General features: G+C 56.3%; 27 protein-coding genes. 6 read left to right on the forward strand and 21 right to left on the reverse strand.

Translation table 11 applies throughout. From position 1 onward, the window contains the following. The 8 genes from fabF to yceD form a co-directional block, all read right to left on the reverse strand. The gene (gene fabF, locus N5C09_RS07950) at positions 1–1,242 is read right to left on the reverse strand and encodes a beta-ketoacyl-ACP synthase II (RefSeq protein WP_063866366.1); all 1,242 of its coding nucleotides are present in this window, start codon (positions 1,240–1,242) and stop codon (positions 1–3) included. Positions 1,243–1,333: 91 nt separating this feature from the next. Beyond that, on the reverse strand, positions 1,334–1,570 hold the full coding sequence (acpP, locus tag N5C09_RS07955) for an acyl carrier protein (RefSeq protein WP_003857954.1): 237 nt from the start codon (positions 1,568–1,570) through the stop codon (positions 1,334–1,336). Between the two features lie 154 nt (positions 1,571–1,724). After that, positions 1,725–2,459 carry a 3-oxoacyl-ACP reductase FabG gene (gene fabG, locus N5C09_RS07960; protein WP_023335278.1) on the reverse strand — a complete coding sequence of 245 codons (735 nt, stop codon included), beginning with the start codon at positions 2,457–2,459 and terminating at the stop codon, positions 1,725–1,727. A gap of 12 nt (positions 2,460–2,471) precedes the next feature. Beyond that, positions 2,472–3,401 (reverse strand): ACP S-malonyltransferase, encoded by a 930-nt coding sequence (fabD, locus tag N5C09_RS07965; RefSeq protein WP_023335277.1) that lies wholly within the window; start codon positions 3,399–3,401, stop codon positions 2,472–2,474. 15 nt (positions 3,402–3,416) lie between these two features. After that, positions 3,417–4,370 (reverse strand): beta-ketoacyl-ACP synthase III, encoded by a 954-nt coding sequence (locus N5C09_RS07970; RefSeq protein WP_063866364.1) that lies wholly within the window; start codon positions 4,368–4,370, stop codon positions 3,417–3,419. A 6-nt stretch (positions 4,371–4,376) separates the two neighbouring features. Then, complete coding sequence (gene plsX, locus N5C09_RS07975; RefSeq protein WP_203464446.1) at positions 4,377–5,411, reverse strand: phosphate acyltransferase PlsX; 1,035 nt, start codon at positions 5,409–5,411, stop codon at positions 4,377–4,379. A gap of 81 nt (positions 5,412–5,492) precedes the next feature. After that, positions 5,493–5,666 (reverse strand): 50S ribosomal protein L32, encoded by a 174-nt coding sequence (gene rpmF / locus N5C09_RS07980; protein WP_003857964.1) that lies wholly within the window; start codon positions 5,664–5,666, stop codon positions 5,493–5,495. A gap of 16 nt (positions 5,667–5,682) precedes the next feature. Next, a complete protein-coding gene (yceD, locus tag N5C09_RS07985; protein WP_003857966.1) occupies positions 5,683–6,204 on the reverse strand; it encodes a 23S rRNA accumulation protein YceD in 522 nt (173 codons plus the stop codon). A gap of 140 nt (positions 6,205–6,344) precedes the next feature. Here yceD and N5C09_RS07990 point away from each other — a divergent pair, with 140 nt between their 5' ends. After that, positions 6,345–6,929, forward strand: a complete 585-nt coding sequence (locus N5C09_RS07990) for a nucleoside triphosphate pyrophosphatase (protein ID WP_107535120.1) — start codon at positions 6,345–6,347, stop codon at positions 6,927–6,929. Between the two features lie 95 nt (positions 6,930–7,024). Here the strand turns inward: N5C09_RS07990 and rluC are convergent, their stop codons facing one another. Next, complete coding sequence (rluC, locus tag N5C09_RS07995) at positions 7,025–7,972, reverse strand: 23S rRNA pseudouridine(955/2504/2580) synthase RluC (protein WP_063866362.1); 948 nt, start codon at positions 7,970–7,972, stop codon at positions 7,025–7,027. Positions 7,973–8,542: 570 nt separating this feature from the next. Here rluC and rne point away from each other — a divergent pair. After that, a complete protein-coding gene (gene rne / locus N5C09_RS08000) occupies positions 8,543–11,674 on the forward strand; it encodes a ribonuclease E (RefSeq protein WP_279748808.1) in 3,132 nt (1,043 codons plus the stop codon). Positions 11,675–11,715: 41 nt separating this feature from the next. Here rne and N5C09_RS08005 read toward each other — a convergent pair whose 3' ends face one another. Then, on the reverse strand, positions 11,716–12,654 hold the full coding sequence (locus N5C09_RS08005; RefSeq protein WP_279748809.1) for a LysR family transcriptional regulator: 939 nt from the start codon (positions 12,652–12,654) through the stop codon (positions 11,716–11,718). A gap of 109 nt (positions 12,655–12,763) precedes the next feature. Here N5C09_RS08005 and N5C09_RS08010 point away from each other — a divergent pair, with 109 nt between their 5' ends. Then, the gene (locus N5C09_RS08010) at positions 12,764–13,981 is read left to right on the forward strand and encodes an MFS transporter (protein WP_279748811.1); all 1,218 of its coding nucleotides are present in this window, start codon (positions 12,764–12,766) and stop codon (positions 13,979–13,981) included. A gap of 76 nt (positions 13,982–14,057) precedes the next feature. Here N5C09_RS08010 and flgL read toward each other — a convergent pair whose 3' ends face one another. From flgL to flgB, 11 genes are all read right to left on the reverse strand, one after another. Further along, positions 14,058–15,011, reverse strand: a complete 954-nt coding sequence (gene flgL, locus N5C09_RS08015; RefSeq protein WP_193035358.1) for a flagellar hook-associated protein FlgL — start codon at positions 15,009–15,011, stop codon at positions 14,058–14,060. 16 nt (positions 15,012–15,027) lie between these two features. Next, positions 15,028–16,668, reverse strand: a complete 1,641-nt coding sequence (gene flgK / locus N5C09_RS08020; protein WP_193032933.1) for a flagellar hook-associated protein FlgK — start codon at positions 16,666–16,668, stop codon at positions 15,028–15,030. 75 nt (positions 16,669–16,743) lie between these two features. Continuing rightward, entirely contained in the window at positions 16,744–17,697 is a 954-nt protein-coding gene (gene flgJ / locus N5C09_RS08025) for a flagellar assembly peptidoglycan hydrolase FlgJ (protein ID WP_112791712.1), read from the reverse strand. Next, positions 17,698–18,795: a flagellar basal body P-ring protein FlgI gene (locus N5C09_RS08030; protein ID WP_279748812.1), complete on the reverse strand. Its 1,098-nt coding sequence runs from the start codon at positions 18,793–18,795 to the stop codon at positions 17,698–17,700. Positions 18,796–18,807: 12 nt separating this feature from the next. Beyond that, positions 18,808–19,506, reverse strand: coding sequence for a flagellar basal body L-ring protein FlgH (flgH, locus tag N5C09_RS08035; protein ID WP_003857987.1), 699 nt, complete (start codon positions 19,504–19,506; stop codon positions 18,808–18,810). A 57-nt stretch (positions 19,507–19,563) separates the two neighbouring features. Continuing rightward, positions 19,564–20,346, reverse strand: a complete 783-nt coding sequence (gene flgG, locus N5C09_RS08040; RefSeq protein WP_000625853.1) for a flagellar basal-body rod protein FlgG — start codon at positions 20,344–20,346, stop codon at positions 19,564–19,566. Positions 20,347–20,357: 11 nt separating this feature from the next. Beyond that, the gene (locus N5C09_RS08045; protein ID WP_063449073.1) at positions 20,358–21,113 is read right to left on the reverse strand and encodes a flagellar basal body rod protein FlgF; all 756 of its coding nucleotides are present in this window, start codon (positions 21,111–21,113) and stop codon (positions 20,358–20,360) included. A gap of 20 nt (positions 21,114–21,133) precedes the next feature. After that, positions 21,134–22,384, reverse strand: a complete 1,251-nt coding sequence (flgE, locus tag N5C09_RS08050; protein WP_107535112.1) for a flagellar hook protein FlgE — start codon at positions 22,382–22,384, stop codon at positions 21,134–21,136. A gap of 26 nt (positions 22,385–22,410) precedes the next feature. Beyond that, positions 22,411–23,121 carry a flagellar hook assembly protein FlgD gene (flgD, locus tag N5C09_RS08055; protein WP_107535111.1) on the reverse strand — a complete coding sequence of 237 codons (711 nt, stop codon included), beginning with the start codon at positions 23,119–23,121 and terminating at the stop codon, positions 22,411–22,413. Positions 23,122–23,132: 11 nt separating this feature from the next. Further along, the gene (gene flgC / locus N5C09_RS08060) at positions 23,133–23,537 is read right to left on the reverse strand and encodes a flagellar basal body rod protein FlgC (RefSeq protein ID WP_003857997.1); all 405 of its coding nucleotides are present in this window, start codon (positions 23,535–23,537) and stop codon (positions 23,133–23,135) included. Positions 23,538–23,540: 3 nt separating this feature from the next. Further along, entirely contained in the window at positions 23,541–23,957 is a 417-nt protein-coding gene (flgB, locus tag N5C09_RS08065; protein ID WP_006809266.1) for a flagellar basal body rod protein FlgB, read from the reverse strand. 157 nt (positions 23,958–24,114) lie between these two features. Between flgB and flgA the strand changes: the two genes are divergently transcribed. From flgA to flgN, 3 genes are all read left to right on the forward strand, one after another. After that, positions 24,115–24,774, forward strand: a complete 660-nt coding sequence (gene flgA, locus N5C09_RS08070; RefSeq protein ID WP_279748813.1) for a flagellar basal body P-ring formation chaperone FlgA — start codon at positions 24,115–24,117, stop codon at positions 24,772–24,774. 93 nt (positions 24,775–24,867) lie between these two features. After that, entirely contained in the window at positions 24,868–25,161 is a 294-nt protein-coding gene (gene flgM, locus N5C09_RS08075) for a flagellar biosynthesis anti-sigma factor FlgM (RefSeq protein WP_063449077.1), read from the forward strand. Positions 25,162–25,165: 4 nt separating this feature from the next. Beyond that, a complete protein-coding gene (gene flgN, locus N5C09_RS08080) occupies positions 25,166–25,591 on the forward strand; it encodes a flagella biosynthesis chaperone FlgN (protein WP_003858003.1) in 426 nt (141 codons plus the stop codon). The last annotated feature ends 37 nt before the right edge of the window (positions 25,592–25,628 follow it).

Raw genomic sequence — 25,628 nt, forward strand, 5'->3', positions numbered from 1 at the left:
TCAGACCTTTTTGAAGATCAGAGAACCGTTAGTTCCACCGAAACCGAAGGAGTTACACAGGGTGTACTCCATACCGCTCACCTGGCGTGCCTCGTGAGGAACGAAGTCCAGATCGCAACCTTCATCCGGATTGTCCAGGTTGATGGTTGGCGGTACAGCCTGATCGCGCAGCGCCAGGATAGAGTAGATTGACTCTACCGCGCCCGCCGCACCCAGCAGGTGACCGGTCATGGATTTCGTGGAGCTCACCAGTACACGGCTGGCAGATTCGCCGAAGATAGACTTAACAGCCTGCGCTTCTGCTTTATCGCCCGCAGGAGTAGACGTCCCGTGTGCGTTAACGTAGCCAATCTGTGCCGGAGTAATGCCCGCATCACGAATCGCGTTAGCCATAGCCAGCGCGGCGCCCGCACCATTTTCTGGTGGTGACGTCATGTGATACGCATCGCTGCTCATGCCAAAGCCAACGATTTCAGCATAAATTTTCGCGCCACGTTTTTTCGCGTGTTCGTACTCTTCCAGTACGATCATGCCCGCACCGTCACCCAGCACGAAACCGTCACGGTCTTTATCCCACGGACGGCTTGCCGCCTGCGGGTTATCGTTACGGGTTGAGAGCGCACGCGCTGCACCGAAGCCACCGACACCCAGCGGGGTACTGGCTTTTTCAGCACCGCCCGCAACCATAGCATCTGCATCGCCGTACGCGATAATACGCGCGGCCTGGCCGATGTTATGCACGCCAGACGTACAGGCTGTCGCGATTGAGATGCTTGGGCCACGCAGGCCAAACATAATGGTCAGATGACCTGCCACCATGTTTACAATCGTAGACGGAACGAAGAACGGGCTGATTTTACGTGGGCCGCCATTCATCAGAGACGTATGGTTTTCCTCAATCAGGCCAAGGCCGCCAATCCCGGAGCCGATAGCAGCGCCGATACGGGTAGCGTTCTCTTCCGTAATCTCAAGGCCAGAATCCTGCATGGCCTGAACGCCAGCGACAATTCCATATTGAATGAAGGCATCCATCTTGCGCTGTTCTTTGCGCGAGATGATCTCTTCACAGTTAAAATCCTTTACTAAGCCAGCAAATTTCGTTGCATAGGCGCTAGTATCGAAATGGTCGATTAGGCTGATGCCGCTCTGACCGGCAAGGAGAGCTTTCCAGGTGGACTCTACGGTATTGCCGACAGGAGACAACATGCCAAGTCCGGTCACAACTACACGACGCTTAGACACGTTTGTCCTCCAGGGAGGGATAAAAAAAGAGATTCGTGGGACTACAAAAGATAAAACTCAGGCGGTCGAATGACCGCCTGGAGATGTTCACTTACGCCTGGTGACCGTTGATGTAATCAATGGCAGCCTGAACGGTGGTGATTTTCTCAGCTTCTTCGTCCGGAATCTCAGTATCAAACTCTTCTTCCAGAGCCATTACCAGCTCAACGGTGTCAAGAGAATCTGCGCCCAGGTCTTCAACAAAGGAAGCGGAGTTCACAACTTCTTCCTGCTTAACGCCCAGCTGTTCGCCGATAATTTTCTTAACGCGTTCTTCGATAGTGCTCATACTCTTAAATTTCCTATCAAAACTCGCTTTCGCGATGGTTTTCGTAGTGTATAAAATGTTGAAAAATTTGCAACTAAATCCCGGCAGGTCTTACCACGATTTTACGTTATTTTGAGGCCATTTGCCCAAATAACGCAAATATTTTCGATCGTGATTAAACCATGTACATCCCGCCGTTGACGTGGAGGGTTTCACCAGTGATGTAACCCGCTTCGTCAGAGGCTAAAAATGCAACCGCGCTGGCGATTTCTTTAGGGTCGCCAAGACGACCCGCCGGAACTGCCGCCAGCGTACCCGCACGCTGATCATCCGTCAGCGCACGCGTCATGTCCGTTTCAATAAAGCCCGGAGCAACAACGTTTACAGTAATTCCGCGGGACGCGACTTCACGCGCCAGCGACTTACTGAAACCGATCAGACCTGCTTTCGCCGCAGCGTAGTTAGCCTGACCAGCATTTCCCATGGTACCAACCACAGAACCCACAGTGATAATACGACCATGACGCTTTTTCATCATAGCGCGCATTACCGCTTTTGACAGACGGAATACAGATGACAGGTTGGTTTCGATAATATCGTTCCACTCATCATCTTTCATTCGCATCAGCAGGTTGTCGCGAGTGATCCCGGCATTATTGACCAGAATATCCACTTCGCCAAACTCTGCGCGAATATTTTCCAGAACAGATTCGATAGATGCTGGCTCAGTCACATTCAGTACCAGACCTTTACCGTTCGCACCCAGATACTCGCTGATGGCCTCTGCGCCCTTCTCGCTGGTCGCAGTCCCGATCACTTTCGCGCCGCGCGCAACCAGTGTTTCAGCAATAGCACGCCCGATACCGCGGCTTGCGCCGGTCACCAGGGCAATTTTTCCTTCAAAACTCATGGTATTCCTCTTTTATTGCGAGAGTGCCGCTTTCATTGCTTCCGGCTCGTTAATCGCCGAGGCCGTCAGGGTGTCAACAATACGCTTCGTCAGGCCGGTGAGAACTTTACCAGGGCCGACTTCGTACAGATGCTCAACGCCCTGAGACGCCATAAACTCAACGGTTTTGGTCCACTGCACCGGGCTGTAAAGCTGGCGAACCAGCGCGTTACGGATAGCGTCGGGTGCGGTTTCGCATTTCACATCGACGTTATTCACAACGGAAATCGTCGGTGCGTTAAAGGTCATTTTTTCCAGCTCAACCGCCAGCTTATCGGCAGCAGGCTTCATCAGAGCACAGTGAGACGGCACGCTCACCGGCAGCGGCAGCGCGCGCTTCGCGCCCGCTGCTTTACAGGCGGCACCGGCACGTTCAACCGCTTCTTTATGACCGGCAATAACCACCTGGCCCGGCGAGTTGAAGTTTACCGGAGAAACCACCTGACCTTCAGCAGATTCTTCACACGCTTTCGCAATAGAAGCATCATCGAGACCGATGATGGCAGACATGCCGCCCGTGCCTTCTGGCACCGCTTCCTGCATGAATTTACCACGCAATTCAACCAGACGAACCGCATCAGCAAAGGCAATAACGCCCGCACAGACCAACGCAGAATATTCGCCGAGACTGTGGCCCGCCATCAACGCTGGCGCTTTGCCGCCCTGCTGCTGCCATACGCGCCACAGCGCAACGGAGGCAGCCAGCAGTGCCGGTTGGGTCTGCCAGGTTTTGTTCAGCTCTTCGGCCGGACCCTGCTGGGTCAGCGCCCACAGATCATAACCCAGCGCGTCAGAAGCTTCACGGAAAGTCTCTTCGATAACCGGATAGTTTGCCGCCATTTCAGACAACATCCCAACGGTTTGCGAGCCCTGTCCCGGGAACACAAAAGCAAATTGCGTCATTTTTTAATCCTTATCCTAGAAACGAACCAGCGCGGAACCCCAGGTGAACCCACCACCGAAGGCTTCAAGCAAGACCAGTTGGCCCCGTTTAATTCGTCCATCGCGTACCGCTTCGTCAAATGCGCACGGTACCGATGCCGCAGAGGTATTGCCGTGGCGATCGAGCGTCACCACAACGTTATCCATTGACATGCCCAGCTTCTTCGCCGTCGCGCTGATAATACGCAGGTTAGCCTGGTGCGGCACCAGCCAGTCGAGCGCGGCGCGGTCCAGATTATTTGCTTCCAGCGTCTCGTCAACGATGTGGGCCAGTTCAGTGACGGCCACCTTAAACACCTCGTTACCCGCCATCGTCAGGTAGATCGCGCTGTCCGGGTTAACGCGATCGGCGTTAGGCAGCGTTAACAGTTCGCCGTAGCGACCGTCAGCATGCAGATGCGTGGAGATGATGCCCGGCTCGTCGGACTGCCCCAGCAGTACCGCGCCCGCACCGTCGCCAAAAATAATGATCGTGCCGCGATCGGTTGGATCGCAGGTACGCGCCAGCACGTCAGCGCCGATCACCAGCGCATATTTTACCGCGCCCGATTTCACGTACTGATCGGCGATGCTCAGCGCATAGGTGAAGCCCGCACACGCTGCGGCAACGTCAAACGCAGGGCAGCCCTTAATACCGAGCATGTTCTGCACCTGGCACGCCGCGCTTGGGAAGGCATGCGTGGCAGACGTTGTCGCCACCACAATAAGCCCGATCTGTTCTTTATCAATGCCAGCCATCTCAAGCGCGCGCTGAGCGGCTTCGTAGCCCATGGTGGACACAGTTTCGTCTGGCGCGGCGATACGACGTTCACGGATACCTGTGCGCGTGACAATCCACTCGTCAGACGTATCTACCATTTTTTCAAGATCGGCGTTGGTACGCACTTGTTTTGGCAGGTAGCTGCCGGTACCTAAAATCTTCGTATACATGTACGCTCAGTCACTTTTAGCTAATACAGATCCCAGGCGAGCGGCAATTCTCTGAGGAACTTGTCGCTGCACCGCCTGCACTGCCTGTTCAATCGCGACGGTAAAGGCTCGCTGATTGGCGGCGCCATGACTCTTAATCACGATGCCGCGCAATCCTAACAGACAGGCGCCATTATACTGGTCGGGGTTGAGGTGACTGAATCGCCGCGTCAGGCTTTTTTGTAACCAACGCTTTAATAAAATCAGCCACCAGGACCTTTTTTTACCGTCTCCCTGCGATTTCAGCAGGGAAAGGAACATTCGTACGACCCCTTCCATGGTCTTCAACGTTACGTTTCCGGTGAAGCCATCACACACTAATACGTCCGTTTTGCCCGTCAGCAACTCATTGGCTTCGAGATAACCAATATAGTTGATGGAGGGAACCTGTTTGAGTATTTCCGCAGCGTCGCGGATACTGTCCAGGCCTTTGGTTTCTTCTTCACCAATATTTAATAACGCAACGCGGGGGTTGTTAATCCCGACCACGTCTTCTGCCAGCACCGACCCCATCACGGCAAACTGAGCCAGCATTGTACTATCACAATCTACGTTAGCGCCCAGATCGAGCACCACCGTTTTGCCCTTCTGCTGGTGCGGTAACACCGTCACCAGCGCCGGACGCTCAATGCCCTCAATCGGCTTGAGCAATAATTTCGACAGCCCCATCAGCGCGCCCGTATTTCCCGCGCTGACGCAAGCCTGCGCTCGCCCTTCTTTCACCAGCTCCAGCGCCATGCGCATAGAGCTGCCACGGCTATTACGAATAGCCTGCGATGGCCGGGCATCACTGGCAATAACTGACTGCGCAGGAATAATCTGCAGACGCGAACGTTGTTCAAAGTCAGCTTTTGCAAGTAATGGCGTGATTGTGTCGGGATTACCGACTAATAGAAGTGTGAGTTGCGAATTAGAATTCAGTGCCTGCAATGCTGCAGGCACTGTCACGGTAGGGCCAAAATCGCCCCCCATGACATCTAACGCCAGGGTTAGACGTGTCAAGGTATCGTCGCAGCCTGGTTCGGTAAACTCCCCGTTTGCACGGGGAAGTTCCTCACTAAGCCTAATCACGCTGACGCGTGATTACTTAGTGATAACCTTGCGGCCGCGGTAGAAACCGTCAGCGGTGATGTGGTGACGCAGGTGTTTCTCACCAGAAGTCTTGTCTACAGACAGGCTGGTAACTGCGGTCAGCGCGTCATGGGAACGACGCATGCCACGTTTGGAACGGGTTGGTTTATTCTGTTGTACGGCCATGGACCTTACTCCTCAATTACTTACGCTTTAAGCTGGCTAATACGGCAAATGGGTTTGGTTTTTGCGCTTCATCAGGCAGTTCCCCAAAGACCATGTCCGCCTCGGACACTTCACAGTGTTCAGAATCATGCACCGGAACCACTGGCAAGGAGAGGATGACTTCATCTTCAACCAGAGCCAGAAGATCGATTTCACCGAATTCGTTAACCTCAATCGGCTCATACGCTTCCGGGAGTGCTTCAGCCTGTTCGTCAGAACGAACCGGACTAAAACAATACGTTGTGTGAACATGCTGTACGAACGGTTTCCCGCAACGCTGACATTCGAGCGTTACCGTTACCTTTGCATCACCGGTTAAGACGGCGAGACGCTGGTTATCGATAGCGAACGACATGGAGCATTCTACATCACTGTCCACACTGACTACAGACTCGGCAATACGCTCGGCCTGATCGGAAGAATAAATTCCTTCGTAATCGAGGCGTTTTTGAGCCGTACGAACCGGATCAAGAGTCAGGGGTAATTTTACCTTTTGCATAGGGCGCGCATATTAACTTTGTAACGTCATAGAGTCAAAGAAAAAGGCAACCAGAGCTGCCTTTTGCCAATTATTCGCACACATTGCGGCCTGTAGTTTAAAATGGCTGGCATCGATACGCTATATCTGGTGATAAAAATATGCCAAATCTCGTACTTGCTTCCACTTCACCCTATCGCCGAATGCTGCTGGAAAAGCTCGGGATCCCGTTTGAATGCGCCGCACCCAACGTTGATGAGACGCCACAGCCGGGTGAGTCGCCGCGTCATCTGGTGACCCGTCTCGCAAAGGAGAAAGCGCAATCGCTGGCCGAACGCTACCCCGCTCATCTGATTATAGGCTCCGATCAGGTTTGCGTGCTGGACGGCGAAATCACCGGCAAACCGCATACGGAAGAAAACGCCTGCCAGCAACTTCTGCGTGCGCGAGGCAGTATTGTGACCTTTTATACGGGCCTGGCGCTTTATAATTCGGCCAGTGGTCATCTGCAAAGCGAATGCGAGCCGTTCGACGTGCACTTTCGTCATCTTAGCGAGCAGGAGATTATGGATTACGTGCGCCGGGAACGTCCTCTGAACTGCGCAGGCAGTTTCAAAAGTGAGGGGTTGGGGATTGCGCTGTTCGACAAGCTGGACGGTCGGGATCCCAACACGCTGGTGGGACTGCCGCTGATAGCGCTGTGCCAGATGTTAAGACGTGAAGAGTGTAACCCGCTGACGATGTGACCGTTGCGGCCTGATGCCCTCACCCCGGCCCTCTCTCACGGGAAGAGGGAGAAATACATGTAGGCCGGGTAAGCGCAGCGCCACCCGGCACAAAATCAGCCACGCAGAACCTTCAGGCAGCGTTTCAACTGCTCATCCAGCGGCGCTTCAATACGGATAACTTCCCCGGTATTAGGATGGGTAAACTTCAGCGCTGCCGCATGCAGGAACAGACGCGACAGTCCCGTACCCGCCAGCTGCTTATCAAACTCGCGATCGCCATAGCGGTCGTCAAACGCAATCGGATGACCCGCAAACTGGGTATGCACGCGAATCTGGTGCGTACGCCCCGTCACCGGGCTACAGCGCACCAGCGTGGCAAATTCGTAGCGCTCTTCTACTTTAAAGCGCGTCTCAGACGGTTTCCCTTCCTGATTAACACGAACAATGCGCTCGCCGCTTTGCAGAATATTTTTCAGCAGCGGTGCCTGCACCACTTTTACATGGGACTGCCACTGGCCGCGCACCAGCGCCAGATAATCTTTTTGCATCCCTTTTTCGCGAAGCTGCTCATGCAGGGAACGCAGGGCAGAACGCTTTTTCGCCACCAGCAGCACGCCGGAGGTATCACGGTCAAGACGGTGAACCAGCTCAAGGAAACGCGCTTCCGGGCGCAGCGCGCGTAAACCTTCAATCACGCCGAAGCTCAGACCGCTCCCCCCGTGTACCGCCGTTCCGGACGGTTTATTCAGCACCAGAATGTGGTCGTCCTCATAAAGGATAACCTCGCTCAGGGCCGCGACTTTTTGCAGCTTCGGAGAAACAACCTCTTCTTCACGCTCTGCTACGCGTACCGGTGGAATGCGGACTTCATCGCCCGCCTCGAGCTTATACTCAGGCTTCACGCGTTTTTTATTCACCCGCACCTCGCCCTTACGCAGGATGCGATAAATCATACTTTTTGGCACGCCCTTCAGCTGGGTGCGCAAAAAATTATCGATACGTTGCCCCGCGTCATCGTCGGCGATGGCAACCATTTTTACGGCTGGAGTCTCTGTTTTCATGGTTGGCGATTCTAAATAGCGTCAGGCAATAGCGCCACTCATTTTTCTATGCTTATATTTACTTTTATCCGGAACACTCCGCTTTCGCGCAATCGATTTGGTGGTTATTAAACCAATCACCCCGTTGAAGTGAAGAAACTGTGAGTAACCGGGTGATAATTGGTAAAAGTCATCTTGCTATAACCCGGCGAGCAGTGGAATAATGAATCCGTTTTCCGCGTTAAATCCGGGTTTTGTAAGGATCTCGACGGAATGACCAATTTTGTCTGACCGATCATCCACGCAGCAATGGCGTAAGACGTATTGATCTTTCAGGCAGTTAGCGGGCTGCGGGTTGCAGTACTTCCCGGTATAAGGATTGTTCTCTGGAGAGTTTTCCCAGGCAATTCCCCTGATAATTGCGCTGTGTTTCCGTATGAAATACAGGCAACCGACACTCTGCGCCTCTTAAGCGAGCGACAACCGTGAGGTTGGCGACGTGAATAGACACGAGGCCATCGGTTCATACCCCGGAAAGCGTCACCTTGCCCGCAGCTTTGTCGTCAATGTAAGAATAACGAGTAAGTTACGATGAAAAGAATGTTAATCAACGCAACTCAGCAAGAAGAGTTGCGTGTCGCCCTTGTGGATGGGCAGCGCCTGTACGATCTGGATATCGAAAGTCCTGGACACGAACAGAAAAAAGCGAACATTTACAAAGGCAAAATCACCCGCATTGAACCAAGCCTTGAAGCTGCATTTGTCGATTACGGTGCTGAGCGTCACGGTTTCCTTCCTCTCAAAGAGATCGCCCGCGAATATTTTCCTGCCAACTACAACTCCCATGGCCGTCCGAACATTAAAGATGTTCTGCGTGAAGGTCAGGAAGTTATCGTTCAGATCGATAAAGAAGAGCGTGGCAACAAAGGTGCCGCACTGACCACCTTTATCAGTCTGGCAGGAAGCTATCTGGTATTGATGCCAAACAACCCGCGTGCCGGGGGTATCTCTCGCCGTATCGAAGGCGATGACCGTACCGAGCTGAAAGAAGCGCTGGCAAGTCTTGAGCTGCCAGACGGCATGGGTCTCATCGTGCGCACCGCGGGCGTCGGCAAATCTGCCGAAGCCTTGCAGTGGGACTTGAGCTTCCGCCTGAAGCACTGGGAAGCCATCAAGAAAGCGGCAGAAAGCCGTCCAGCGCCGTTCCTGATCCACCAGGAAAGCAACGTCATCGTGCGTGCCTTCCGTGACTACCTGCGTCAGGACATCGGTGAAATTCTGATTGATAACCCGAAAGTGCTTGAGCTGGCTCGCCAGCACATCGCCGCACTGGGTCGCCCGGATTTCACCAGCAAAATTAAACTGTACACCGGTGAAATCCCGCTGTTCAGCCACTATCAGATCGAATCCCAGATCGAGTCTGCCTTCCAGCGTGAAGTGCGTCTGCCGTCCGGCGGTTCTATCGTTATCGATACCACCGAAGCGCTGACCGCCATCGACATCAACTCCGCGCGTGCAACCCGCGGCGGCGATATCGAAGAGACAGCCTTCAACACCAACCTTGAAGCCGCTGATGAAATCGCCCGCCAGCTCCGCCTGCGCGACCTGGGTGGTCTGATCGTTATCGACTTCATCGACATGACCCCGGTTCGCCACCAGCGCGCGGTTGAAAACCGCCTGCGTGAAGCGGTGCGTCAGGATCGTGCCCGTATCCAGATCAGCCATATTTCTCGCTTTGGCCTGCTGGAGATGTCCCGTCAGCGCCTCAGCCCGTCACTGGGCGAGTCCAGCCATCACGTGTGCCCGCGCTGTTCCGGTACGGGTACCGTGCGTGACAATGAATCTCTCTCCCTCTCCATTCTGCGCCTGATTGAAGAAGAAGCGCTGAAAGAGAACACCAAAGAGGTTCACGCCATTGTGCCGGTGCCAATTGCCTCCTACCTGCTGAACGAAAAACGTGCAGCGGTCAGCGCAATCGAAGCGCGTCAGGGTGGCGTTCGCTGCATCATCGTGCCAAACGACGAGATGCAAACCCCGCACTATCACGTGCTGCGCGTCCGTAAAGGCGAAGAGACAAGCACCCTTAGCTACCTGCTGCCGAAGCTGCATGAAGAAGAAATGGCGCTGCCGTCTGATGAAGAACCTGCTGAGCGTAAACTGCCTGAGCAGCCAGCTTTAGCGACCTTCATCATGCCGGAAGCACCACCGGAAGCGACGCTGGAAAAACCAGCGGAAAAACCTGCCGTACAGAAAGCGGCCCCTGCCGCGCCAAAAACGCAGCCTGAGCAACCGGGTCTCCTGAGCCGCATCATCGGTGCGCTGAAAAAAATGTTTGCCGGCGAAGAAGTTCAGCCTGAGCAGCCAAAAGAAGCGCCAAAAGAAGCGAAACCAGAGCGTCAGCAGGACCGTCGTAAGCGCCAGAACAATCGTCGCGATCGTAACGACCGCAACGAGCGTGGCGATCGTAATGAGCGCCGTGATAATCGTTCCGAGAACAACGAAGGTCGTGAGCAACGCGAGGACAACCGTCGCAACCGTCGCGAGAAGCAACAGCAGAACGTTGAAGAGCGTGAAATTCGCCAGCAGGCGGGCGATGAGTCCGAGAAGAGCAAACAGCGTGACGAGCAGCAGCCTCGCCGCGAGCGTAGCCGTCGTCGTAACGACGAGAAGCGCCAGGCTCAGCAGGAAGTCAAAAACCTGAATCGCGAAGCGCCTGTAGAACAGCAGGACACTGAGCAGGAAGAGCGCACCCAGGTTATGCCGCGTCGCAAGCAGCGTCAGCTGACCCAGAAAGTACGTGTCGGTGCTGTTCAGGCGGAAGAAAGCGAAGTCATCGCGGTCGAAGCGCCAGAAAGCACAACGGGTACACAGGTTGCGAAAGTTGACCTGCCAGCCGTGGTGGAAAATCAGGTTGAGCAGGACGAAAGCAGCGAAAACCGTGACAACGCAGGCATGCCGCGTCGCTCACGCCGTTCTCCACGTCACCTGCGCGTGAGCGGCCAGCGTCGTCGTCGCTACCGTGACGAGCGTTACCCGACTCAGTCGCCAATGCCACTGACCGTGGCGTGCGCGTCACCTGAGATGGCCTCCGGTAAAGTCTGGATCCGCTATCCGGTTGCTCGCCCTGAGCAGGGTGTTGAAGAGCAGGCTGTAACCGAAGAGGTGATTGCACCGGTAGCCGCGGCAGAAAACGTCGTGACTGAAGCGGCAACCGTGGCAGAGCCGCAGGTTGTTGAGCCTCAGGCTGTTGAAACGGCGGCACCACAGGCTGTGGAAGTGGAAACGACCCATCCTGAAGTGATTGCTGCACCGGTTGATGCCGCCCCGCAGATTATCGCCGAAGAAGATGCCGTAGTGGCTGAAGAGGTCGTGGAACACGCTGAACCTGCACCAGCAGTGGAAGAAACCGCAGACGTTGCCGTCGAAACGGTTACCGAAGAGGTGGTTCAGGACGTCGAGATTCAGGTTGAACCTGTTGTCGAAGAAGTCAAAGCGCCTGAAGTGAAGCCTGCGCCGGTTGAGGCAGTTGCCGCACCAGCCCCTGCGCACGTTGCTACAGCACCTATGACCCGCGCCCCGGCACCAGAGTATGTGCCTGAAGCGCCGCGCCATAGCGACTGGGTACGTCCGGAATTCAACTTCGAAGGTAAAGGTGCTGCCGGTGGTCACAGTGCAACGCACATGGCTACTGCGCCTGCTACCCGTCCGCAGTCTGTGGAATAACACACCCTAAGACTGAAAGCCGACCTCCGGGTCGGCTTTTTTTATGGCTGCTGCACGGGCTTTCTCATTCCGGTGACCTCCGGCATGATCTGCCGCATCATTTCCAGAAAACGCCGCAAGCGCGCCGGATAGTAGCGGGACCAGGGGTAAACCAGATGCACCGGTAACGCTGCCGGCTGCCACTCCGGCAGCAAGTGCACCAGCCGCCCTTCCTGAATATCATCCTGCACCGTCCAGCTGGATACCACCGCCACGCCAAGGCCGGTGAGCGCCGTATTGCGGGCCACATACAGGCTGTCGGTACTCAGACGTGGCGTAATGGTCACACGCGCCGTGGCTGGTGATGCCTCATGAAAAAGCTCCACATGACGTTGGTAAAAAGAGCTGATGGCAATCCAGGGGAGGTGTTGCAGATCGTCCGGCGTGTTAACTGCGGGAAAACGGGCCAGCAGCGCCGGCGACGCCACCACCGAGCGCGGCACTTCAGCCAGCAGCACGGACACGGTCGCCGGATCGACTTCAGCGCCTACCCGGATAGCACAGTCCAGGTTGTCGCCGAGGAAATCAACTGACCTATCGTTGAGCATCCATTCGATTGAGAGCAGCGGATAGCGCTGCAAAAATTCGGTTAACGGCTTCAGAAGCTGATCCTGGCCAAACGCGTGGGGAGCCCTCACCCGCAGAACACCGACCGGCTCCTCCTCTTTCTGCCCCACCTCGTCTTCCAGCGCCAGCCAGCTGTCAATCACCCGTCGGGCATGCTGATAGCAGCGTTCGCCGTCATCGGTAAGACGGGCTGTATGAGTTGTACGCAGCATCAGGCGCACGCCCAGCATGGTCTCAAGCGACTGCAACCGTCGGCTTACCGTCGCCTGGGTTGTTGACAGCTGACGAGCCGCCGCAGAGAGTGACCCTGCCTCAACGATGCGAACGAACGTGCGCATCAGCTCTACCCTGTCTATACGCTCAGTTCTTTTCATAGGTTTTATTATCATACGTTCAACGTATAAGCGTTTTACCACTGCGCCTGCTACCGTCGCAAGCCGTCCTGATAAAAAATAGCCGCACACGACGAATGAGGAACATCTTATGAACACCACCACAACCAACACCGAGGCCGTGAGCCACTGGGTAATCGTTATGCTGGCGCTTGGCGCTGGCTTCAGCGTAGCATCCATCTATTATGCCCAGCCTCTGCTGCCGTTGATGGGCACAGACCTGCACCTGAGTATCGAAGGCATGGGGATGGTCCCGACGCTCACCCAGGCGGGTTACGCCTTAGGCATCCTGTTCCTGCTCCCGCTCGGCGATCGTCATGACCGTAGAACGTTAATCCTGATAAAAAGCGCGGCCCTGGCGCTGTTCTTGCTGGGCTGTAGCCTGACCGGACAACTGCACTCCCTGCTGCTCACCAGCCTGCTCATTGGCATGGCCGCTACCATGGCTCAGGATATCGTCCCGGCGGCAGCGATCCTGGCGCCGGAAGGGAAACAGGGTAAAACTGTCGGCACGGTGATGACCGGCCTGCTGCTGGGCATTTTGCTCTCCAGAACCGTAAGCGGCGTGGTGGGTGAAGCCTTCGGCTGGCGGGTGATGTATCAGCTGGCCGCCGCAAGTATTGCGCTTGTCGGCGTAGCCATGTGGGCCGTGCTTCCCCGCTTCGCTGTTCACTCCACGCTCAGCTACCCGGCGCTGATGCGCTCCATGGAACACCTGTGGCGTCGCTACCCGGCGCTGCGTCGGGCCGCGCTGGCTCAGGGTTTTCTGTCGATTGCCTTCAGCGCGTTCTGGTCGACGCTGGCGGTCATGCTGCTGGAACGTTATCACCTTGGCAGCGCCGTGGCGGGTGGGTTTGGTATTGCCGGTGCCGCAGGCGCGCTGGCCGCACCGCTGGCGGGGGGTCTGGCCGATAAGCTGGGCGCCGGTAAAGTGACCCAACTGGGTGCTGCACTGGTCACCGTGTCGTTTGCCCTGATGTTCCTGATGCCGGCGCTGGGTGTACATGGTCAGCTGATCCTGATAGCGATCTCCGCGGTGGGTTTCGATCTCGGCTTGCAGTCCAGCCTCGTGGCGCACCAGAACCTGGTTTACGGCCTTGAGCCGCAGGCACGCGGACGTCTTAACGCCCTGCTGTTTACCGTCATTTTCATCGGAATGGCGCTGGGTTCGGCATTAGGCAGCAATATCTATACGCTGGCGGGCTGGACGGGCGTGGTTGGGCTGGCGACCCTGTGTGGCGCCATTGCGCTGGCTATCAGAGTGATTGAAAGCGCCCGGGTGCTGTCCGCACAGGCAGAAAGCGTGTAAAAAAAATGCCCAACCCGGATGGGTTGGGCAGACAAAACATGCCCAGTTTCAAGACATGTTCCAAAAGGTCTGAGTATTATCTGTTCATCTGGAACAACGACATACCCTGCATATCGCTAAAGGCTTTATACGAAGCCTGCAACGCCGCCTGCTGCATGGTGTAGGACGAAATCACCGAGTTCCAGTCCACGTCCACCAGGTCACTCATCTGCTGGGTCTGGCCCAGCGCGCGGTCCTCACCCAGAGAATCCAGCTTGCCCAGCTCGTCCAGCTTGATGCCGAGGTCGGCGCGCACGGTCAATACGTTGTTGAGGGAGTTGCTCAGGCCACGGTTGGCTTTATCAATTGCCGCGGTAAACGCTTCGGCCTTCGTTTCGTCATCGCCAACCGGCGTATTCAGCGCACCGATGGCAGCGTCGAGGATCTTGAACAAATTCGTTTCCTGAGTGCTCCCCGCCGGCTCCGGCTTTGCATTGCTGGTGAAGCTGTCGAAAACTTCAGCGCCCGTATGGCTGATTTGCATCGTCCGCGCGGAGTCAACCTGCTGGCTGATTGGCGTACCGCCGCCCTGATACGTTCCGGTCGCCTGGTCGAACGCCGCCGCTTCGGTTTTGTATCCTGAAAAGATATAGCGACCGTTACCGTCCGTGCTGTTAGCCAGGTTCATCAGCTGATCGCGAATACCTTGCAGGTTCGTTGCCAGCGAAGCGCGGTCATCGTCGCTTAACGTGCCGTTGCCCGCATTGACAATCTTTTCCTGAGCCGCCTGGATTGCGGTTGTCACCTGCGATAACACGTTCTCTTCCAGCGAGACTTTCGTCGTAGCGAAGGAGCGCGCCAGCGCATACTGGCTGTTTTGCGTTTGAGCCTGAGAGAGCACAACGGCCTGCGAGGCGGCAATCGGATCGTCAGACGGACGGTTGATGCGCTTACCCGTAGACATCTGCTCGCCGTAGCTGAGCCAGAGGCTTTGGGAGTTCGTCACGCCGCGCATGCTTTGCTCATACATCATTTGAGTACTAATACGCATTTTTTATGCCTCAGCCTTAGCGGATATTGATCAATGCATCAAACAGCGCGCTCGCCGTTTGCAGCACCTGCGCATTCGCCAGATAGTACTGCTGATAGCGTTGCAGGTTGCCATACTCTTCATCCAGGTTAACCCCGGAGATTGACTGCTGCTGTTTGGTCAGCTGCGTCACCACGTTCACCTTGGTTTCGCTGCTGGTTTTCAGGGACGCCGTGGTGCTGCCCACCGTACTGACCAGGGCCGCATACGCGTCGTTAAAGGTTTTGTTCCCACCGACCAGCTTGGCGCTCTGCAAATCCAGAAGCTTTTGACCGTTGGTATTGTCGCTTTCGCCGCTTCCCTTCGCGGAAGCCATCGCCAGTTTGGACTCGTCGCTGATCGCCACGTCCATATTTACGATGACGTCATTCACCGGCTTCACGATAAAGCTGTCTTTATTATTGGCTGAACCGCTAATGTTGACGTTGAGACCATCGAACGACAGGTTACCGCCTGTATCCGGCTTGGCCGTGAAGCTGGTGTTGTCTGACAGACGGGTGATGGTCCAGTCGGTACCGTTGTACTCAACTTTGTAGTTTGTCGCCTGCACCTTGGTACTGTCCGTCATCGTTGCCGTAACGGCCGCGTTCCCGGTGTTTTTGCCGTTACTCAGCACCGCCGGGGAGCCAAAATCAAACAGCTTACCGCCTTTGTCCCCGTTCGCATCAAAGCCCGCCTGGTGCTGGGTATTCATGGCATCGGCAAACGCCAGTGCCATCTGGTTAAGCGTATTTCGCGCCTGATCCAGATCCTGAGAACGGAACGTTAACAGCCCGCCAAGCGACCCCGTGGTGATCTGTTTTTCCGAGATCTCCACGTTGCCCGCGGCGGCATCCACATAGGCAATCGTGGTACGCGCGGGATCCGCACTGGATTTCACCGCAGCAAGCTGGCTTGCGTTGCTGCCCTGAACCAGGGTGTAACCGTTGGCGATAGAAATGTTATAGGTGCCGCTGTCCTGCACGGTCACGTCCACGCCGACAATCTTGTTCAACTCACTCACCAGCTGATCGCGCTGATCGAGCAGTTCGTTCGGGGATGCGCCCGCCCCTACGCCAGTCAGTCGGGAAATCTGGTCGTTAAGGTTGGCAATCTGCTTCGCGTAGTTATTGATCTGATCGACGCTGGTAGAAATCGCCGTATTAACCTGCGCATCCTGATCGCGGAGATACTGATCGTTGGTTTTGAACTGGTTTACCAGACCATCCGCCTTCCCGAGTACCGTCTGGCGTGCAGCCGGATCTTCTGCGTTACTCACCAGCGTTTGCAGACTTTTAAAGAAATCCTGGAGGTTGGCAGAGAGCGAGTTAGTGGTATCCGAAAGCACGTCGTCAATTTTTGACATCTGCTGGTAGCGCGTGGTCAGCCCGCTGCTCTGGTTCTGCGCCGCGCGCAGCTGGTTGGTGATAAATGAATCATATTCACGCTGAACGCCGGAGACATAGACCCCGTTACCCACCCACCCGCCGCCGGTCAGGGTGCTGTTTGATGCGCCCAGAATGGTGGTCTGGCGGGTATAACCTGCCACGTTGTAGCTTGAAATATTATTACTGACGGTATTGAGTGCCGACTGCGCAGCACTGAGGCCACTCATGGCGCTGTTAATCAAACTGGACATGGGGGTTCCTTTTATACGTTCAGACACAAGTCCTGATGAAGGTTATCGGCAACCTCCACCGGGACTTGAGAACTTTCAGAACAGATTTTCGAGATCTGTGCTATAGGCTTTGCTGACCTTCTCAGACATGGATTTCAGCTGCTGGATCATGCTGGTCAGCTTGCGGGCATAGTTTGGATCGGTGGCGTAGCCGGCATTCTGCAACGCCTGAGCGCCCTGCTCTGGCGTGGCGGCCTGGGTCACGGCGGTGTAGCGCGGGTTCCGGCTCAGCAGCCCGACATAATCCGATAACGCTTCAAGATAGGAGCTGTAGACGCGGAATTTGGCTTTCACCTTCACTGCCGCACCGTTTTCATATTCCGTCGTGGTAATTTCCGTGGTCGGTCCCTTCCAGCTGGAGGTGGCTTTCACGCCAAAGATGTTGAAGCTCGGCTCGCCGTTTTCCCTGCGGATTTGACGTTGCCCCCAGCCCGACTCCAGCGCCGCCTGCGCCAGAATCAGATGGTGCGGGACGCCACTCTCTTCACTGGCAAGACGCGCTGGCAGGGAGAGCTGCGCCAGGAAGTCTTTGCTGTCGCCGGAGAGCGGCTCGTCACGCGTTTCTGCCGGCTTCGGCATCGCCTTACGCACCATCTGCGTCAACGCCTGATTTTGATAACTGGTCACCTTTTCCAGATCAAACTTCATTGGCACCTGCTGCGGGGCCTCTTCAGGCGGCAGCCCCTGAGCGGCTGCGGTCTGTTTCACAATCATGTCCGCCAGGCCGAGCCCCTTTCCGGCGGTCATTTGCTGGGCAATCTGCTGATCGTACATGCTGGTGTAAAGCCGCGTGGAATCGCTGCTGAACATGCCATCTTTCGGCAGCGTTTCACGCATGCTTTTCAACATCATCTGCACGAACATGCCTTCCACCTGGCGGGCAACCGGGCGGATATTCGCCGCCGGATCCTTACCCGCGCTGGTTTTCAGCTCGTTGAGCGACTGGGCATCCCAGGCGGCACTGGTCAACAACTTGCTATCGGTCAGCATTTAGATGATTTCCAGTTTGGCGCGCAGACAGCCTGCACTTTGCATGGATTGCAGAATGGACATGAGATCCATCGGCGTTGCGCCCAGCGTGTTCAGGGCGCGCACCACGCTGTTCAGGTTGGCGCTGGAGCGCACGCTCTGCAACGATCCGCCGCTCTGTCGTAAATCAATCTGCGTTTGCGGCGTCACCACGGTCTGACCGCCACCAAACGGCGTGTCCGGCTGGCTGACGTTGGCCGAACGGTTAACCGTCACGGAGAGGTTGCCCTGCGCCACGGCGCAGCTGTCCAGCGTTACTTCGCGGTTCATGACCACCGAGCCGGTACGGGAGTTGATAATGACTTTCGCATCCTGAAGCGGCACGTTCACGTCCATATTCTGGATTTCGGCCAGCATTCGCACCTGGTTACTGCTGCCGGTTGACGTGCGGATCTGTACGGTGCGGGCATCCAGCGCGGTGGCGCTGCCGTAGCCCCGGCTGCGGTTGATGGTGTCAGCAATCTGCTGCGCCATCGTGAAGTCTTCGTTATTCAGTTGCAGGTTAATGGTGTTGCCGGTGCCGAACTGGGTCGGCAGTTCACGTTCAATGATGGCGCCGTTGGTGATACGTCCCCCGTTCAGCTGGTTTACCTGCACGCTGCTGCCGCCTGCCGACGCGCCTGCCCCGCCAACCAGAATGTTGCCCTGCGCCAGCGCATACACCTGGCTGTCGACGCCTTTCAGCGGCGTCATCAGCAGCGTACCGCCGCGCAGGCTTTTAGCGTTACCCATCGACGAGACAACCACGTCAATGGTCTGCCCCTGGCGCGCAAACGCCGGGTACGACGCGGTCACCATCACCGCCGCCACGTTTTTCAGCTGCATATTGGTCCCGGCCGGGACGGTAATACCGAGCTGAGAGAGCATGTTATTCAGGCTCTGGGTGGTGAACGGCGTCTGGGTAGTCTGGTCACCCGTACCGTCCAGCCCCACCACCAGACCGTAGCCGATCAGGGAGTTTTCACGCACGCCCTGCACGCTGGTGAGATCGCGAATGCGATCGGCCTGCGCAACGGTAGCCACCAGCGATAGCGCCACGGCGAAGAGAAATTTATACATAGGTCACCTCGCTTACATCGGCGATAGGTTAAGGAAGAAGCGTTGCAGCCAGCCCATATTTTGCGCTTCGTTGATATAGCCGTTGCCGACGTACTCAATGCGCGCATCCGCCACCTGGGTGGACGGTACGGTGTTGGTGCCGCTGATGGTGCGAGGGTTAACCACACCGGAGAAGCGAATAAATTCCGTGCCCTGGTTAATGGCGATCTGTTTTTCACCCACCACGTGCAGGTTGCCGTTCACCAGAACCTGGTCAACCGTGACCGTCAGCGTGCCGCTGAAGGTGTTACTGGCGTTCGCGCCGCCTTTGCCGTTAAAGGTGTTGCCGCCAGAGGCTTCCACATCCGCACGGGCGTTGCCGAACAGCCCTTGCAGATAGCGCGGTACGGTGTCGAAGCCAAAATTGGTTTTGCCGTCGCGGCTGGCGTTCGCCGACGAGCTCTTGCTCGCGCTGACGTTTTCCTGCAACACGATGGTCAGCGTATCGCCGACGTTACGCGGACGACGGTCTTCAAACAGCGGCTGATAACCGTAGTTAATCGGCTGCGCGGTCTGGAAAATGGAGCCGTTCACCACCGGCGCGGGGCCGGGAACGGGTTGGGCGGTAGTCGCACCCTGTACCAATGGTTTAGACGGGATCCAGGCACACCCGCTGAGGGTAACGGCCAGAACAGTCAGGATCGGATAACGAAACGCCGCGTTTTTTTGCATTGCCTTCATCTTCGAAAACAGGGAGCCGGTGCGACGTTTACCGCACCGGGCTACACCTTAGAGTTGCGTCAGTTTTTGCAGCATCTGGTCGGTCGTCGACACTGCTTTACTGTTAATTTCATACGCGCGCTGAACCTGGATCATGTTCACCAGCTCTTCCGCCACGTTGACGTTAGAGGTTTCCACATAACCCTGGTACAGCAGCCCTGCACCGTTCAGGCCCGGCGTACTCTCATTTGGCGTACCGGAAGACTGCGTTTCGGTGTAGAGATTCTCGCCGATGCTTTCCAGTCCGGTATCGTTCATGAAGGTCGTCAGGTTGAGCTGGCCAACCTGAACCGGCGCCGCCTGACCCTGCTGGGTAACGCTGACGATGCCGTCACGGCCAATGGTAATGCTCAGCGCGTTCGCCGGAATGGTGATGGCAGGCTGCACCTGGAAGCCGCCCGCCGTCACCAGCTGGCCGTTCTGATCCACCTGGAACGAGCCGTCGCGGGTATAGGCAGAGGTTCCGTCCGGCAGCTGCACCTGGAAGAAGCCCTGGCCTTTGATTGCCACGTCTTTACTGTTGTTGGTCTGGGACAGGTTGCCCTGGCTGTGCAGACGCTCGGTGGCGACAGGGCGCACGCCGGTACCAATTTGCAGACCGGACGGCAGCGTGGTTTGCTCAGAAGATTGCGCCCCCGGCTGACGAATCGTTTGATAAAGTAAATCTTCAAAAACCGCACGCTGGCGCTTGAAACCGTTGGTGCTGACGTTTGCCAGGTTGTTGGCAATCACATCCATGTTGGTTTGCTGTGCGTCCAGACCGGTTTTCGCGATCCATAAGGAACTGATCATAGGGAGTCCTGTTAACTCATAGCCAGAAGTTGGTTAGCCTTGCTCGCGTTTTCATCGACGCTGCTGATGATTTTCATCTGCATTTCGAAGCGGCGGGCGCTGGCGATCATGTCGGTCATGGCTTCGACCGGTTTGACGTTACTGCCTTCCAGCACGCCGGACATCACGCGGATGGTCGGGTCGGCCTGTAAGGTGGCGCCGCGAGTGGCCTGAGCCGCCTGGGTCAGACGGAACATCCCGTCATCGCCACGCTGCACTTCATTGCCTTCCGCTTTCACCAGCTTCAGACGACCGACAGGCGCAACGGTGTTGGCCGGGTCGCCCGGATTCAACGCCGAGATGGTCCCGTCTGCCGCAATGGTCAGCTCTGACCCTTCAGGCACCGTCAGCGGACCGGCTTCGCCCATCACCGGATGCCCCTGAATCGTAAGCTGTCCGGTGGCGCTCACCTGAATATTACCGTTGCGGGTATACCCTTCTGCGCCGTCAGCCGTTTGCACCGCCAGCCAGCCGTCCTGCTGAAGGGCCACGTCCAGCGGACGCGCGGTGTAATCCATCTGGCCTGGCGTCATGTCGGCACCCGGCGTGGAGGCGGTGACCAGTGTACGCGTAGGCAATGACAGCCCTTCTACCGGCACCGCACGCAGCGCGTTGAGCTGCGCACGAAAACCTGGCGTGGAGGCGTTTGCCAGGTTGCTGGCGGTAACAGCCTGCTGATTGAGCGTCTGGCTTGCTGCGCCCATCGCTGTATATATTGCGTGATCCATTGCGCTTTCCCGTCAGCTGCTTAACGCAGGTTAACCAGCGTATTGAGGATCTGATCCTGGGTTTTGATGGTCTGCGCGTTCGACTGGTAGTTACGTTGCGCGACGATCATGTTCACCAGCTCTTTACTCAGATCGACGTTGGACGCTTCCAGCGCGCCGTTGGTCAGCGTGCCGAAGTTACCGGAGCCCGCGGTGCCCAGCAGGGCAACACCGGAAGACTGGGTGGCAGACCAGACGTTATCCCCTTCGGACTTCAGGCCTTCGTTGTTGGCGAAGTTAGCCAGCACGATCTGGCCCAGCACCTGGGTCTGTTCGTTCGAGTAGTTACCGACAACGGTGCCGTCATCGTTGATCTGGTAGCTCACCAGGTCGCCCGGCTTATAGCCGTTCTGGCTCGTCGCCACGATGTTGTTCGCACCGGTGTTCTGCTGCATGGAGCTCTGGAAGCTCAGAGAGAACTCGGCAGGCTCCGCACCGCTAATGATGCCAGTGGTAATGTTGATAGCGGGGGTGGCGTTTGGCGTAGCGCTTATCACGCCAGCAGCGTTGTAGTTGTAAACACCCGCCAGGTTACCGTTGCTGTCGAAGCTCATCTGTGCCGTTTTTTTTGCAGGAGAACCCGCTACGCTGCCATCCTGGGTATACACATCCCATTTGTTGTCAGTTGTTTTGACATAGAACAGGTTCATGTTGTGCGCATTACCCTGGCTGTCAAACACCGTCACGGTGCCTTTCTTGTTGTAAGAGTCAGGGTTGGTCGAATCGAAGGCGACGGTTGGCGCGGTATCGGTGGAGTTCAGGTTGATCTGCTGAGAGGCCGTGGTGGTGGACTTCGCCGCCATCAGCGTCGTGGGAATGGAGATCGCCTGCGGATTCGCACCGGTTTGCACCGTAGGAGGCGTGCCGGCAACCGGGTAACCGGTTAACTGAAGCCCCTGCATGTTCACCAGATTACGGTTTTCATCCAGCTTGAACTGGCCGTTACGGCTGTAGAACACAGAACCGTTAGCGTCCACCATGCGGAAGAAACCGTTCTGGCTGATGGCGACGTCCAGGCCGCGACCGGTGTTGGTGGTCGTGCCGTCGGTGAAATCCTGGGTGATACCCGCAACTTTCACGCCCAGGCCCACTTTAGAGCCTGCAAACATATCTGCAAAAGACGCAGAACCGGATTTAAAACCATAGGTCGCGGAGTTGGCGATGTTGTTGCCAATGACGTCCAGGTTGGTGGCCGCAGCATTCAGGCCGCTGACCGCTTGAGAAAAGGCCATGACTTACTCCTGATAAGTATGAAGGCTTAGATAATCTGCCGAACTTCGTCGAGTGTGGTGGTACCGGAAGTACCCAAATCCAGTTTGTTGCCATCGCTACCCTTGATGACGCCCTGAACCAGGGCAAACTGTAGCGGCTGCGCCACCAGCTGAGTGGTGCCGTTGCTGGCGCTAATCGCAACCTGATACGAGCCGTTAGGGGCTTTGGTGCCGTCGGTCAGGCTGCCATCCCAGGTAAAGGTATGAACGCCCGCCTTAAGCTCGCCAATCTCAATCGTGCGCACCACGTTGCCGCTGGCGTCTTTGATTGTGGCGGTGACTTTGTCGGCCGGCTGCTGCAACTCAACGCCAAACGGCGTCGTGGTTGTGGTGGATGTGCCTTCGGTGGTGCTGGTACCCGCCAGGATCGTGGTCCCGGGGATCATCACCCCATGACCGATCAGGTTGGCGGCCTGTAAGGACTGGCTGTTATCGATTTGACCGGAGACAGAGCCCAGCGTGGTGTTCAGTTTCTCAATGCCGCTGACGGTGCTGATCTGCGCAAGCTGCGTGGTCAGTTCGTTGTTCTGCATCGGGTTGGTTGGATCCTGATTTTTCAGCTGCGCCACCAGCAGGGTCAGAAAGCTGCTCTGTAAATCGGAGGCATTGCTCCCGGTAAGGGAACTGGAACCGGTCGCACTGCTGGTGCTGCTGACGCCGGTATTGGTCGGGTCATTCACGTTTACGGCGATGGACATGCGTGTCTCCTTTACTGGCCGAGAGTGAGTGTTTTGAGCATCATGCTCTTCACGGTATTAAGCACTTCAACGTTTGCCTGGTAGCTGCGTGACGCGGACATGGAGTTCACCATCTCCCCGACCACGTCCACGTTTGGCATTTTCACGTAACCGCTGGCATCCGCGAGCGGGTTGCCTGGCTCGTAAACCAGCTTGTCAGGTGCCTGGCTCTCAACCACATCCGCCACCTTCACGCCGCCCGTTGCCGCACCCGGTGCAGCATCCACCTGGAAGACGACCTGCTTAGCGCGATACGGTTGTCCGTCCGGGCCAGTCACACTGTCGGCGTTGGCCAGGTTACTGGCCGCCACGTTCAGTCGTTTGGACTGGGCTGTTAATGCCGAACCGGCGATATCAAAAATATTCAGCAAGGCCATTTACTAATTGCCCCCCTGTAGGACGGTCATCATGCCTTTGATTTGCCCGCCGAGAAGCGTCAGGCCGGTCTGGTATTGCAGACTGTTATCGGCAAACTGAGTGCGCTCCCGGTCCATGTCGACGGTGTTACCATCAAGCGAAGGTTGATCGGGAATACGGTAAAGTAAGTCGGTTGCTGGCGCGGTCATCGCCTGAGCGGGAATATGCCGTGAGGATGTCAGGGCAAGTGAGACACCCGTTCCTTCGGCACGTCCACGCTCCATCACTTTTTTAAGTTCACTGGAAAAATCAATATCGCGCGCCTGATACCCGGGAGTATCCGCGTTGGCGATATTGGCGGCTAAAATCTCCTGCCGCTGGGCGCGTAAGTTGAGCGCTTCCTGCTGAAAACGTAACGCGGCGTCGAGTTTATCGAGCATGTCTCCTCCGCTGATGAGAAAATTTCAGTTCACAGCTTAAATCTCACCCCGTCTCCCCTATCGACGGAATAAGCGCAAAATGCGTCGCTATTTATTGCGTTGATGCAAAACCACTGCGGGTAGAATTTGCTTAATTCTGGACATGGTGGAACGTGCGATGCGGACTTTTAAACGTGGCCTGGCGGCGACCCTGTTGCTTTTAAGCCCTCTGGTGCAGGCTGAGGGATTAGAGGACCAGCTCAATGCTTTCTTTGCGCAGAAGCTGGCCGGCTTCAGCGATGACGTACGCGTGACCGTGCGCACCCCGTCTAACCTTTACCCGTCCTGCGAAGCCCCGTCATTTAGCGTGACCGGCAGTACAAAGTTATGGGGCAACGTGAACGTGCTGGCGCGTTGCGCCAACGAAAAACGGTATTTACAGGTTGCGGTACAGGCGACGGGCAATTATGTTGTCGCCGCCGTTCCGATTCCGCGAGGCAGCCTGCTGCAACCTGATAGCGTAACGCTGAAGCGTGGCCGGCTGGATCAGCTTCCTCCGCGGACTATGCTGGACATTAACCAGGCTCAGGAGGCGGTCAGCCTGCGAGATGTTGCCCCTGGACAGGCGATACAGCTCTCTATGCTGCGCCAGGCATGGCGGGTAAAAGCCGGACAACAGGTGATGGTGGTCGCCAATGGCGACGGCTTTAGCATCAACAGTGAAGGAAAGGCGCTGAATAACGCCGCAGTGGCGCAAAATGTCCGGGTCAGAATGTCCTCAGGCCAGGTGGTCAGCGGCACGGTCGGTCCTGATGGGAATATTCTGATTAACCTGTAATCTTTTTAAAGATTTCGCGGCGACTGCCGATAAATATTCAACAAATGATGATGTCAGGCGCAAACGCCGCGAACCCTCGATGAGGACAACACTATGAGCATTGATCGTACATCAGCCCTGAAGCCGGTTAGCACTGTACAACCTCGCGAAACGAATGAGGCTGCCCCGCAGAAAGCGCGTCTGGAAAAAACGTCGACCGCTAACAGCACCAGCGTCACGCTGAGCGATGCGCAGTCGAAGCTGATGCAGCCGGGCAGCAGCGATATCAACATGGAACGTGTTGAAGCGCTGAAAACGGCTATTCGTAACGGCGAACTGAAAATGGATACCAGCAAAATCGCTGATGCGCTGATTCAGGACGCACAGAGTTTCCTCCAGAGTAACTAACCGTATGAGTCGACTGTCAGAAATACTGGATCAGATGACGGTGGTCCTGAACGACCTGAAAACGGTGATGGACGCAGAACAGCACCACCTCTCTTCTGGTCAAATCAACGGCAGCGCGTTGCAACGCATTACTGAAGACAAAAGCTCGCTGCTGGCGACCCTGGATTATCTGGAAAAACAGCGACGCGCTGAGCAAGACGCGAAACGCAGCGCCAATGACGAGATCAACGAACGCTGGCAGACCATTACAGAAAAAACCCAGCATCTACGCGATCTCAACCAGCATAACGGCTGGCTGCTGGAAGGTCAGATTATCCGTAATCAGCAGGCGCTTGAGGTGTTGAAGCCCTATAAAGAGCCGGGACTGTACGGTGCGGATGGTCAGACGGCCACGGCACGTATTACGGGCGGGAAAAAGATTTCGATTTGACGCAGTAGCGGCACGTCATGAAACGGGGAGCACCGTC

It is taken from the genome of Enterobacter sp. GD03975, assembly GCF_029838645.1.
GTDB classification, from domain to species: Bacteria; Pseudomonadota; Gammaproteobacteria; order Enterobacterales; family Enterobacteriaceae; genus Enterobacter; species Enterobacter quasihormaechei.